This is a genomic window from Caballeronia eucalypticola, assembly GCF_047608185.1.
Taxonomy (GTDB): domain Bacteria; phylum Pseudomonadota; class Gammaproteobacteria; order Burkholderiales; family Burkholderiaceae; genus Caballeronia.
This window is the reverse complement of sequence record NZ_JBLKRU010000096.1, coordinates 1-11,706: the sequence shown is the minus strand read 5'-3', so window position 1 is coordinate 11,706 and position 11,706 is coordinate 1. Positions and strand designations below refer to the sequence as shown.

At 54.2% G+C, this 11,706-nt stretch carries 10 protein-coding genes and 1 pseudogene; 8 read left to right on the top strand and 3 right to left on the bottom strand.

The genetic code is table 11. The features are described from left to right. The 7 genes and pseudogenes from ACMX25_RS40330 to ACMX25_RS40300 all read left to right on the top strand — a co-directional run. Nucleotides 1-745, top strand: a 745-nt coding sequence (locus tag ACMX25_RS40330; protein ID WP_414954486.1) for an IS3 family transposase, incomplete at its 5' end; no start/stop codon positions are given. Between the two features lie 71 nt (nucleotides 746-816). After that, nucleotides 817-1,164, top strand: coding sequence for a hypothetical protein (locus ACMX25_RS40325; RefSeq protein WP_414955391.1), 348 nt, complete (start codon nucleotides 817-819; stop codon nucleotides 1,162-1,164). Nucleotides 1,165-1,343: 179 nt separating this feature from the next. Further along, nucleotides 1,344-1,802 carry a 3'-5' exonuclease family protein gene (locus ACMX25_RS40320; protein ID WP_414955390.1) on the top strand — a complete coding sequence of 153 codons (459 nt, stop codon included), beginning with the start codon at nucleotides 1,344-1,346 and terminating at the stop codon, nucleotides 1,800-1,802. A gap of 199 nt (nucleotides 1,803-2,001) precedes the next feature. Further along, nucleotides 2,002-2,193: a hypothetical protein gene (locus ACMX25_RS40315; protein WP_414955389.1), complete on the top strand. Its 192-nt coding sequence runs from the start codon at nucleotides 2,002-2,004 to the stop codon at nucleotides 2,191-2,193. Beyond that, nucleotides 2,190-3,002 carry a hypothetical protein gene (locus ACMX25_RS40310; protein WP_414955388.1) on the top strand — a complete coding sequence of 271 codons (813 nt, stop codon included), beginning with the start codon at nucleotides 2,190-2,192 and terminating at the stop codon, nucleotides 3,000-3,002. Before ACMX25_RS40315 ends, ACMX25_RS40310 begins: the two co-directional genes overlap by 4 nt. Nucleotides 3,003-3,068: 66 nt before the next feature. After that, nucleotides 3,069-3,347 (top strand): hypothetical protein, encoded by a 279-nt coding sequence (locus ACMX25_RS40305; RefSeq protein WP_414955387.1) that lies wholly within the window; start codon nucleotides 3,069-3,071, stop codon nucleotides 3,345-3,347. 442 nt (nucleotides 3,348-3,789) lie between these two features. Then, a pseudogene (locus ACMX25_RS40300) lies at nucleotides 3,790-4,654 on the top strand (glutaminase). 454 nt (nucleotides 4,655-5,108) lie between these two features. Here ACMX25_RS40300 and ACMX25_RS40295 read toward each other — a convergent pair. Continuing rightward, nucleotides 5,109-6,689 (bottom strand): aldehyde dehydrogenase (NADP(+)), encoded by a 1,581-nt coding sequence (locus tag ACMX25_RS40295; protein WP_414955386.1) that lies wholly within the window; start codon nucleotides 6,687-6,689, stop codon nucleotides 5,109-5,111. A 356-nt stretch (nucleotides 6,690-7,045) separates the two neighbouring features. Next, a complete protein-coding gene (locus ACMX25_RS40290; protein WP_414955385.1) occupies nucleotides 7,046-7,684 on the bottom strand; it encodes a cysteine hydrolase family protein in 639 nt (212 codons plus the stop codon). Nucleotides 7,685-9,558: 1,874 nt separating this feature from the next. Here ACMX25_RS40290 and ACMX25_RS40285 point away from each other — a divergent pair. Further along, nucleotides 9,559-10,341: an SDR family NAD(P)-dependent oxidoreductase gene (locus ACMX25_RS40285; RefSeq protein WP_414955384.1), complete on the top strand. Its 783-nt coding sequence runs from the start codon at nucleotides 9,559-9,561 to the stop codon at nucleotides 10,339-10,341. A gap of 310 nt (nucleotides 10,342-10,651) precedes the next feature. Here the strand turns inward: ACMX25_RS40285 and ACMX25_RS40280 are convergent, their stop codons facing one another. Then, nucleotides 10,652-11,674 carry an IS30 family transposase gene (locus ACMX25_RS40280; protein ID WP_414948293.1) on the bottom strand — a complete coding sequence of 341 codons (1,023 nt, stop codon included), beginning with the start codon at nucleotides 11,672-11,674 and terminating at the stop codon, nucleotides 10,652-10,654. Nucleotides 11,675-11,706 lie beyond the last annotated feature (32 nt).

Genomic DNA, 11,706 nt, shown 5'->3' with positions numbered 1-11,706 from the left:
CCCGGTCAGTGCCGCAGATCTGGCGCTCATGCGCCGGATCGACGAGTTGCACCTGGAGCATCCGTTTGCCGGCGCGCGCATGTTAATGCGCTTGCTCAAGAGAGAGGGCATCGCGATTGGACGCAAGCACGTCGGCACGTTGATGCGCAAAATGGGCATCGAGGCGCTGTATCGCAAGCCGAACTTGAGCCGCAAACATCTGGCTCACAAGATTTGGCCGTACCTGTTGCGCGATCGGAAGATCGAGCGCAGCAACGAGGTGTTCGCATTGGACACGACATACGTGCCTATGGCACAGGGCTTCGTCTATCTCACTGCTGTGATCGATTGGGCCAGCCGCCGTGTTTTAGCCCACCGAGTCGCGATCACGATGGAAGCTGAGCATGCGGTGGCAGCGCTTGAAGAAGCGTTCGCGAAGTATGGATTGCCTGAGATCGTCAATACCGATCAAGGCAGCCAGTTCACCAGTACAGACTTCACCGACGCGGTCCGCTCGCGTGGGATCGCTCTGTCGATGGACGGCAAGGGAAGCTGGCGGGACAACGTTTTTATCGAACGGCTGTGGCGCAGCGTGAAGTACGAAGAAGTGTATTTGAAGGCTTACGAATCTGTCGCACACGCAAGGAAGTCAATCGACCATTACCTGACGTGGTACAACCAGCAAAGGCCTCATTCAAGTCTGTCGGACAAGACCCCGGATGAAGCTTACTTCGCGATGCTGCCCGCGATTAAATCGGCAGCGTGACCGCCCAGCGTTCCACTTAAAAATCGAAAAAACTGTCCGAATGAACGGGGCCACGTCTCACCGGGGGCAACATGAATCGGTCATCCCAACACGCGTTGTTCGAGCGCCATCCGCGCTTGCTGCGTTACCTTCGGGAACAAGGTAGGCAGGGACACGGCACGTTCGAATGTGACGATGGCTGGTTTGCATTTCTCGATGAGGCGTTATCGAGCTTCGAGCAAGCTGTTGTCGACATTCCGACGAACTCGGACGACTACCTGGATGTGACGATGGTCAAATCTAAATTCGGCGAGTTGCGGATTGTCATGACTGGCCGCAGCTCAATTCCGAACTTTGAGGACATCTATTGCGCGTTCCAGCAGAAAGGCAAAACGACCTGCGAATTTTTGCGGAAAACCTGGCGGGATCACAAACCATAGCGGTTAGTTCGCGGTTAACTGCGGCAACTGCGTTCCGCCCAGCTAGGCGCTGGCCCACTCACTAACCGAAGGAGCACTCGTTTGCCTCGCGCTAAGCTGCAACGACGCCCGGTATCAAAGAGACTCACCGATCGACGATCGTTGATAAGATAACGAGCAATCCTTCGGACCGAGGCCCCATGCGCATTTTCGTCGACACCGAATTTACGGATTTCATCGATTGCGATCTCATCAGCATTGGGCTGGTAGCCGACGACGGTCGCGAGTTCTACGGTGAACGATCGGACTTCGATATGCGCGCGTGCAGTGAGTTCGTCAGGGCAGCAGTGTTGCCGCAACTCGGCCAGTCTCCGGACCGCGTGTTCACACGTGATGCGCTCGCCGTTGAGGTGCGTGCATGGCTTGATCAACTTGCGCTTGAGGAAACATTGACGCTCAGTTTCGATTACGGTGCCGATTGGGAATTGCTGATGGATCTGGTGGGTGAACTGCCGGAGAATAGCTTGGCCGAACAGGTCAATGCCTGCCTGGATCCGGAGCGATCAGAGAAGTACTACCGTGAGCACGGTGGTCGTCATCACGCACTGTGCGACGCGCGCGCGAACCGATATGCGTGTTGCCTTCTTCCAAGCGGATAAGCACAAGCGGCATTAATGGATTGACGTCTGGCGTCATTCCCGATGTTGATGATGATGTGTGGTTTCCTTCCATTTTTCATTTTTTCAAATTGGACCGAAACCCCTATTTTTTCAACACCTTAACCGTGCACGCGGATGACCGCTGGCGCGCATTGCGCTAAGCTATAGCAATGTTGCAGCAGCGGTAATGGAGTACGCCATGGATACGAAAACTGACGACCTGGGCCTGCCCATCATCAAGGATGACGAACGCTGGACGGAAAAACGCGCCCGACAGCGGCGCGATCGCGCAGACCTCCGGGCAGGCATTCGCAGGCAGGAATCGATGTTTTTGTTTTCGGGAGAAATCATGCGGCAGGTGGTCATCACGCACCGGTCGGTGGAATATTGACTGGTCCCAAGGAAGTCGCGATTTCCAGTAATTTACTGCAAAAAATTGTCGAAAGAACTGGCGATGACGTTGTGCTTGTCGGTGGCCAAGCGCTTGGTTTTTGGGCGCAGCATTACGACATCGGCTTGCAATTGGCGGAGTTCGGAGGATCTGTTTCCAAGGACGCGGATTTTCTCGGCAAGAGGAAACACCTCGATGCGATAAAAGACGGTTTTGGCGATTCTGCCAAAATAGAGTTGGCGCCACGTCGGGGTTTGACGGCGCTAGTGGGAAGCGTGCAGATCAGGTTATCCGACGCCGAATTCGTCAACATCGACGTGATCCATAAAGTGCATGGTCTTGACACGAACCATGTCATAAAAACCGCAACGAAGGTGAAAGTGGGAGATGCATTCATCCTCATCATGCATCCGCTCGACGTGTTGGAAAGCCGCGTTGCCAATCTCGCACACCTTAAAGACAAGCAGCAGCCCGGCAGTAACGGGAAGGTGCAGGCGCATCTTGCTATTTGCGTAGCGCGCCGATACGTGGAAGAGCTAGCCGTTGATCCGGGAAAAGAGGCACAGGCGTTGCGCGCGATCGAGAAGATCGTATCAATCGCGAAGAGTGGTGCCGGAAGGCGTGTCAGCCGCGACTATGCTGTTCGGTTCTTCTCGGCCATTCCCGAGAGATCGATTCGAACCGAGGAGTTCCATCATCGCCGCTGGCCGCAGATTTGCGACGAACTCGCGACGGCCGCTGCCCACGGCAAGGAACAAAAACCTAACGATTCGCCCCCTGAGGACGAAAAGCACGACCCGTGCAGGTAAGCGCATGACTGGCGGCGGCATACATTGTCCGATACCGCGCAAACAGATACGCAATGGGAGGCGACCATGCTGAGAGTCACGATTGAACTACTGCCGGATGGCAATGAAGAGGCGGCCCGACCCTTGGGCGAGCTAACTATCGCGAACGACGACACCGGTACGCCCTTGAACGGGCACTATGACACGCAGCTGACAACGTTCGACCGCTACGGCGGGTCTTTCGTGCGAACCGGCCGCGTCGAGGACTTCAACCGCGAGCGCAGTGCCGTCGATCTGGTCATGTTCGCGCTCGAAACGCTCAATCCGCTCCGGCGCTCTATGACGATGGGAACGCCGACACCCTAACGAACGCTACAGAATTGAAGCATCGGTCATCGCCGCGACAGCCGCCAAAGCAGTTACCACGCGATTGTCGGTGACCGGTTCGCACGTTGTCGTTCAGCGTCCCTCGTCTTGAAAATCCGAGTTCGTGCCGACTCGACAAATACGTTTCGGTCGACGAGACCTTGGCTGGAGCGTGGGGCAGTTACTCTGAATAGATGCGAGTATGAAGAACGAAGAGCGAATGAATTTCGAATGCGAGCATTGCGGCACGCTGTTTGACCGCCATCTATTTGACATTGCGAAGTCACTCGAGCGAGTCGACTACCTCGGGCCGATTCCATCGAATCCGCTACAACGCGGGCTTTTTCGTTTCCACACTCGCTGCGCACGCTCTCTGAAGTATCATCGCAAGCCCACCGATTGACGTTCCGCCGCATCCGCCACGACTCAAAACTATCAGGCGATCCTCGAACGGATTCATCGCGAGATCGAACCGTGGCGCAGCTTCGGCATGGCGATCGCCACACCGGCCGGCGAAGTCTTCCGTACGGGCCAAGCCGACACTCGGTTTTCGATCCAAAGTATTTCGAAGCTATTCGCCAGCACGATGGCTTTCCGGCTGCTCGGAGATGAACTCTGGGAACGCGCCGGCCGCGAACCGTCCGGGACACCGTTCAATTCGCTGGTGCAACTCGAAGCCGAGCGGGGTAAGCCGCCTAATCCGTTCATCAACGCTGGGGCGCTGGTCGTCACCGACGTACTGTGCCGACGCTTCGTCAAGGCCGAGACCGCTCTGGTTGAGTTTCTGCGGCGACTGACCGGGGAGGCAACAATCGACTACGATTTGCGCGTCGCACAGTCCGAACTGCGGCATGCAGATCGCAACCAAGCTATGGCGCATTTCATCGCGAGCTTTGGCAATATGGAAATGCCTGTCCATGCTGGAAATGCCTGTCCATGCGGTAGTTGATGCGTATTGCCGGCAATGTGCGATCTCGATGAGTTGCGTCGAACTGGCGAAGGCCGCCTTGTTTCTGAGTAATGGCGGCGTCGTACCATCGACCGGGGAGCGCATCCTCGACAGCAGTTCGACCAAGCGTCTGTCGGCGCTGATGTTGACCTGCGGCACTTACGACGCTGCAGGCGACTTCGTCTTTCGCGTCGGCTTGCCAGCTAAGAGTGGCGTCGGCGGCGGCATCGTCGCGGTGCTGCCGGGCGAAATGGCGGTCTGCGTCTGGTCGCCCGGCCTCGACGCGAACGGCAACTCACTTGCCGGCGCGAAGTCACTGGAAACTTTGACCACACTTACCGGGCAGTCCATCTTTTAATACCGCCGTGGCGGATAGCCTTCGCGGTTTATCTTCACATAGCGCTGAAGCGAGCGGTGCCGAATATTTTCTCCGGCTGGAGTTGTTAAGGATTGTTGGACGCCCGCCCGCCGGCGCCGGGGTAGTCACACGCCTGCGGTATAGGGCAGGCGTCCAACAATTCTTAACAATCAGTGACAGTGGAGCAGTGGAGCACGCCGGAGTCAACGCAGCAAAGCGTTGGCCGCCCGGATTATTTCGCATGGCTGCGGCAGCAGTTTCACTTACCTAGCAAGGTTTTCACCGTTTCTGGCGCTCGACAAAAGGTCATCTCTTCCAGTGGCAGCCGAAATCGGATCCTTGAACTTGGAGAACAGTTGGACGCTCATATTCGGCGTGACATTGCGCAGATCCAACGCTTGTACGCTTTCGGTCGATTTTGACCTGCGAGCATGCGCGCGCGGGATACCACTGCTCAGTTGAAGCTGAGTGTGCCATCGGTGACTCTCCATAGAGACAGGGGATTACTGTCTTGCAACGCCAATGGGAGAAGATCGGATGGCATATTTTCGTAGCATACTGGTCGCAAGAATCTGTCGATCGCCGTCGCGCCAACCGATGTAAAGCGACTGTCGGAAGTCGCAGGGTAAGGACCTCCATGAATCGTTGCAAATCCGATCTCTACCTGATTGGCGAACTTATTGAACAAAATTCGATTGGTTTTTCGTTCCAATATTGGAATCAATAATTTTGCAACTTCGTGGTCAGGAGGTTCGGTATGGAGTGACATGGTAAGTTGTCCTTGAAATGAAGCAGCTAAGGCTACCAGTTGTTCAACACTTGCGCAACGAACAAGCACTCCGGCGGGGCCAAACATTTCTTGCGCTAACTTTGGGTCCGCCAGAAGCGCTTCGCCGCTCAGTTCGAAAATCTCGGACTGACCGTCATACTGCTTTTCGGGCGAGGGCCCTTTCGAAATGGAGACAATTTCGTGTCCCGTCCGTGTTCTTTCGGCCGCCCGCGCGAAGTGCTCCGAGATACCTGGACTCAGCATCGTTTCTGGGGATTTCTGTGCGAGCGCGGTGCTCAAGGCAGACCTAAGATCGTCAAAACCGTCTCGCTCGATCGCGAGGATCATTCCTGGCTTCAGGCACATTTGACCTACACCCGAGGTCATCTGATCGACAAATCGAGCCGCGATGTCTGACGCGCGCGCTTTGAGTGCGCCGGGGAGGACGAAATTTGGATTAACGCTCGTCATCTCAGCGAATACCGGAATCGGTTCTGCGCGTTGGGCCCCACGACGAACCAAGGCCATGCCTCCGCCCTCTGAACCGGTAAATCCCACGGCTTTGATCAGCGGGTGGTCGACCAACGATTCTCCAGTCTCGTTTCCGGCGCCAATGAGCAGGGAAAAAACGCCTTCGTGAAGTCCGGAGTCCTTGACTGCCTTTTGAATTGCTCGACCGACCAGCTCAGAGGTGCCCAGGTGCGAGCCATGCGCTTTTACTATCACAGGGCAACCAGCAGCCAGCGCCGAGGCAGTATCTCCGCCAGCGACCGAATAAAGAATTGGGAAATTGCTTGCCCCGAAAACGCCTACCGGACCAATTGAAATCTTTTGCATCCGCAGATCAACACGCGGCAACGGCTTTCTAGCAGCATCAGCCGAATCGATCGTTGCTTGACGCCAGCGACCTTGACGCACGACATCGGCAAACATTCTCAATTGCGCTGCCGTGCGCCCAGCCTCGCTTTTCAATCGAGCTCGTGTGAGGCCCGTTTCAGCCGCCGCTCGCTCGTAGAGAGCATCATCGAGTTCGAGAAGATTGTCGGCAATCGAGTCAAGAAACGCGCTGCGAATTTCCGGAGATGTGCTGCGGTATGAATCGTAGGCTTCGTCTGCAAGTATGCAAGCGTGGTTCACGTCTTCGGTAGTGGCCGCGCCGAAGGGAGGATCGATTTGCATGCCTAACGTTGGATCGAACGCTCGCACGGTGCCAGCCGTCCCAAAGATGCACGCACCTCCAATTAACATTTTCCCGGTAACTTTCATGGTTTCTCGTCGTGAGTGGAGGTGCACAGATGCGATATATAAAAAGCGACGGCCAGGCTAAAGCGTCTTGGCGAATCCCGTATACGGCTTCAGTTCGATCAGCGACTCGATCACCAGTTTTCCTTCCTTCATTAGAGGCAGGTCCAAAACTAGCACACGAGCCGTCGCAACGTTCTCGACCTCCATGAACATGCAAGCACCCGAGGCATCGACGCGCGACCAGTTGACGAATCAAACCTTCCGCTTAACAGTCATACACGTAGCTCACTTCCTCCTTGATACCGGTCGCTTCTATCACTTGATCCTTTTTTTGCGCGCTTCGTCCAATGACGCAAAGTACTTGCATTCTGATTTCCTCAAGAGATGTGTTTCATGCCGGAAAAAATCTTAAGCAAATCTTCCGTTGTTAAAATTGCGTGTGCGAACGAAGGGCCGTTAATTTCATGCGCAGCGTGCATTGCCTCTTTGCTAAACGCGGCCGTGGCATCCTTGACAAGTGTCACGTGGTAGCCCAATTCCATCCCGAATCGGGAGGTCGATTCGATACATGTGTTCGCGAGCATCCCAATGACGACGATCTTGTCGATACCGAATTGCTTGAGTTGATGGTCAAGATCGGTGTTGGCGAATCCGCTCTGTGCCCAGTGCTCTTTGATGATGACATCACCGGGCTGCGGCTTAAAGTCGTCGTGAAACTCACCACCATGCGAGTTTTTGGCAAACGTCATGCGTTTTCCAGACGCAACCTGTGTGTGCGTGGGATATTTCCAACTATCGAAGTCGCCTGGCTCCCAGCGATGATGAGGAACGTAAAATATCTTGACGCCAACAGCCCGAGCTTCGGAAACGATGCTGCGCAAGTGGTCCAGCAAATGAACCTCTTCGGCGACCGCCCTGGCAAACGGCCAGAGCTTTCCGCTCGGCGCAAGGAAATCATTGTATGGGTCGATTAACAAAATCCCAGTTCTACTGCTAACATAATTTTCGTCGCTCAATTCCTTCTCCTTTAATTGAAGGTATACGCACGTGAAACCGCTGCGGTTTTATTTCCGACAGTGTGTTTTTCGACACTGTGCGCACATGGTGCGAATGCATATGAGACGCATCTCTTGCGGTGGCGCAAGCAGAACGATTTAAGTGCCGAAAGTAAACCTCCGCAATTTCGAGTCACGGCACGCAGCGCTGAGCCCCGCTTATTTCCCGTGGTAAATGTAGGTAGATTTCTTCGCGTTCGAAATCTGCAGTGTGACCCTGTGGGTCAGTTGATTGAACGCTTCTTTTTTTTCGACCTCTGCTGGCTTTGGATGTGAAGAATTGATGCTTTCCAGAACGGCATAACATGAATACACCAGCGAACGCTGATCAGATATGTCGGATGTTATCTAACGCCCTCGGCTCAATCAAAGAAGTGACGGGCAACCACGCTTCGTAGCCGTAGCGGTTGTCAGTCGGATTGCGTTGCCTCTTTGTTCGACAAATTCGTATAGCCGCGGCTTCCTCCGGAAATCCGCAACGGATCAACGCGCAGCCGGACGTGTTGAAAAGCATCGACCAACCGCCGCGGCCGTTGCACATCAGTACCCATCTAACAAACATCGGAGGGAGATTCTTCAGAAAATGTAGCTTCAAATTTAAAAGTAGTCAAGACGATGTTTTCGCTAGTACGGGGAGCTGTATGCCTTGCGGGGGGACCAATCGAAAAAAGACTTGCCTGTAATGTTCCCGTGACTATCCCTCGGTGAATGGTATGGGATGGGATGTCATTGCAGATACGGTTTTCCTATTTCCGAGCAATGCTGTGTTGGGTGATCGTTGGGCTTTCTGATACCGTGTGAAATCTGTGTGGCACGTATCGGTCTGACGCTTTGCAAGCGCAAACCGTAATGTCCTCACAGCTTCTCGTGCTTCGGCTGCGACGCCTGGAGACGAATGGCATCATTTGAAAAAATGTCTATTGGCAAAGTCTTCCGAGCAGCGAGCACCATAAAACTTCCAAAAGAACGAGCTCCGGACATTGTGTTCCATCTCCTTGGTTCTCGGGGCCTGAAGTGGGGCGATATGCGTTTGATGAAACCCCGACGTTCGCCTTCGTAACAAACTTACTTGATAGAAGGTAGCCTCGGTGTTCAACGTTGGAGGGTTTGAAAAACGCTTTTGCTTCGAGGACGCTGAACAACAAGCAGCCATGCTTTTGCGAAAGAGAGGGCGCAGCGTCAAACTGAGCTTGCCGCGCTAAAGGGAGAGAGGGCTGTCCGCCATCAGGGTTGGTCGTTGGTCGCAAAAGGGTTCCTTTTGCTGCGACTCTTACCTCACTAGCGGGACGGGCATCGGGTGTACGTGCGAACCCGACGAAGCGGATGAGCATTGTCGAGTTTGGCACGAATCGGGCATATGCAAAGAGTCGGGAAGTAGCTATTGCAGCATGACGTGGAATGTTACGTCCCGCGAAGGAGAGCGATATCCTAGTAATTCCGGGGAATGTCGATCCTGATGTCCGGCCGGTTGGGAAACAAAATGGCGTTGACAGAGGGTGATGGACGCCATAAACTAACTTTTAAATTAGAAGTGATGATGCGATGTCAGAGTCATGAAAAATAAAAATCTTGGGCTTTCTTAGATCATCTACTTAGAATTACGAACGGATATTAGGGCAGTGGGATGTCGATAGGCGCCCGCACGAAGTCCGTAGGGTTTACCAATCCGCTTCGGTAGTTGAATCTCATGTTTGCGATCTGGGTATTAGCGAGCGCCGTGGATATGTCTTCTGAATTTGTATGTGTCGTTGGATACAAGGCTTACAGGTCTCTAAAAAGTCTAACAGGTCGTCAATTCGCGACGGGTTAAGACTCAAGCAATCTTGGGATGACATATGAAAAAGGATTTGACGGTTACAGATCAAGTGGACGTCGATGCTCGGAAACGAGGAGAGGGGCGAGTCGCGATTGTTACGGGAGGTGCGGGTGGGATCGGGCGCGCGATCGTTGAACGCCTGGCACTCGATGGCCTGAGCGTCGCATTGTGGGATATCGATGGGTCCGCTGCTCTTGCGATTGCCAATGAAATACCAAACTCAATGGCCGTTGCTGTCGACGTCACCGACGAGATGTCGGTGGCCGGAGCTATTGCGCTCGTCCTTGAAAAGTTCGGGCGCATCGACGTCCTGGTAAACGGCGCCGGACTGGTGGGGCCGACGGTGGCCGTCCAAGATTGCGATGTGGATGCTTGGCAAAAGACAATTGACGTCAATCTGAGAAGCGTCTTTCTTTGCTCGCGAGCAGTAGTTGCTCCGATGCTTGAGACGGGGTTCGGGAGAATCGTCAATATCTCTTCGATCGCGGGCAAGGAGGGAAATCCTTTCATGTCGGCTTACTCGTCTGCCAAAGGCGCCGTTATCGCATTCACGAAGTCCATGGGAAAGGAACTTGCGAAGGGTCCAATTTTAGTGAACTGCATCGCACCAGCGATCATTGAAACTGATTTTTCAATGAAAATGGCAAAGGATGTCCTTGACAATAGCCTGGCAAAAATCCCACTGGGAAGGACTGGAAAACCTCATGAGGTCGCCAGTCTTGTTTCCTGGCTGTCGTCGGACGAGTGTTCATTTTCTACTGGTGCAACATTCGACTTGTCCGGGGGGCGTGCAACATACTAGTGAGGGGAACGCTCCGAACAAATTTTAAATTTGGAACGCACGAAGTCTTTACGAGAGCATTCCAAATGAGACCAGGCACCTCTGGCTAAATAAAATCTGATCCTAGTCAGCCGGTATGCGACTCCAGCGACCGCCGGACGTCTCGTCGAGCGATTAAAAAAATTGCTTGGTCGGCGGAATTTATGGGTGGTTTCGTAGTTCAGGTATGGTTCTTTTGAACGATGTTATGCGCAGGTGCAGGCTTATCCACCGAGCTTGCCTGTGGACAAGCCGAGGTGCGGCGGTCTCAAGTCGAAGTGCAACAACTGGTCTAATGTTTAGATGACGTTGCGAGATCCGCTGCTTTTAGTGTCGCGGCAAATACCTCGAAGGGTGAATGAAACGCATGCGTAGCACGAGGGCGGTTGTTCAAGCTGTCTGCAATGACGTCGAGGTCGGCCTGACTATGGACGGAAAGGTCGGTGCCTTTGGGCAAGTACTCGCGCAACAGGCCGTTGGTATTTTCACAAGTTCCTCGCTGCCACGGGCTGTGTGGATCGCAAAAATAGACATTCACGCCTGTTTGAGCGGCAAGTTCTTGATGCCGTGAGAGTTCACGCCCCTGGTCGTAAGTGAAGCTGTGACGCAAGTGCTCGGGGATCGAGTTGAGCTTGGCGGAGAAGCCAGCCAGTGCAGATTCGGCTGTGGCATCGTCCATCTTAGCCAGCAGCACTAGACGGCTGGTTCTCTCCACCAACACGCCCACTGAAGAGCGATTGCCTTCGCCTTTAATGAAGTCGCCCTCCCAGTGCCCGGGCATCACGCGATCCTCTATTTCAGGTGGGCGCACGTGAATGCTGACCATATTTGGAATTTGCCAGCGGCGATCACTACCCCGTGTCCGCGACATACGGGCGCGATGAGCACGACGCAAACAAGCAATGAGTTGACGCCGTAGTTCGCCGCCTGGGTGGGCGTAGATAGTGGTGTAAATCGTTTCGTGCGAGACCTGCAAAGTCGGATCGTTTGGGAACATACGCTTGAGGACTCCAGAGATTTGCTGAGGCGACCAACGCCACTCCAGCAGCGTGAGGACGACCCTCCAGCAAGCGCTGTGAGGCCCGAGTTTGGGCGCGACCGCACTGTTGGATCGTCGGGCCGAACTGAGTGCGTGCGCCGCTGCTGGGACATAACCAAGCACAGAACTATTGCGCCTGAGTTCGCGGCTAAGGGTAGAGGCCGAGCGCCCGAGTATTCGGGCCATGGCCCGAATACTAGAACCCCGTTGACGTAGGCTCGCAATCTCCAAACGTTCCTCAGCTTGCAACTGCTCGTACTGATTTGCTTTATGCATTACAACACCTTATACGCTTTGGTGTTGCGCTT

Excerpts from the sequence above, each read along its gene's own strand:
- ACMX25_RS40325 (WP_414955391.1), top strand. The coding sequence starts at position 817 with ATGAATCGGTCATCCCAACACGCGTTGTTCGAGCGCCATCCGCGCTTG.
- ACMX25_RS40320 (WP_414955390.1), top strand. The coding sequence starts at position 1,344 with ATGCGCATTTTCGTCGACACCGAATTTACGGATTTCATCGATTGCGAT.
- ACMX25_RS40315 (WP_414955389.1), top strand. The coding sequence starts at position 2,002 with ATGGATACGAAAACTGACGACCTGGGCCTGCCCATCATCAAGGATGAC.
- ACMX25_RS40305 (WP_414955387.1), top strand. The coding sequence starts at position 3,069 with ATGCTGAGAGTCACGATTGAACTACTGCCGGATGGCAATGAAGAGGCG.
- ACMX25_RS40295 (WP_414955386.1), bottom strand. The coding sequence starts at position 6,689 with ATGAAAGTTACCGGGAAAATGTTAATTGGAGGTGCGTGCATCTTTGGG.
- ACMX25_RS40285 (WP_414955384.1), top strand. The coding sequence starts at position 9,559 with ATGAAAAAGGATTTGACGGTTACAGATCAAGTGGACGTCGATGCTCGG.
- ACMX25_RS40280 (WP_414948293.1), bottom strand. The coding sequence starts at position 11,674 with ATGCATAAAGCAAATCAGTACGAGCAGTTGCAAGCTGAGGAACGTTTG.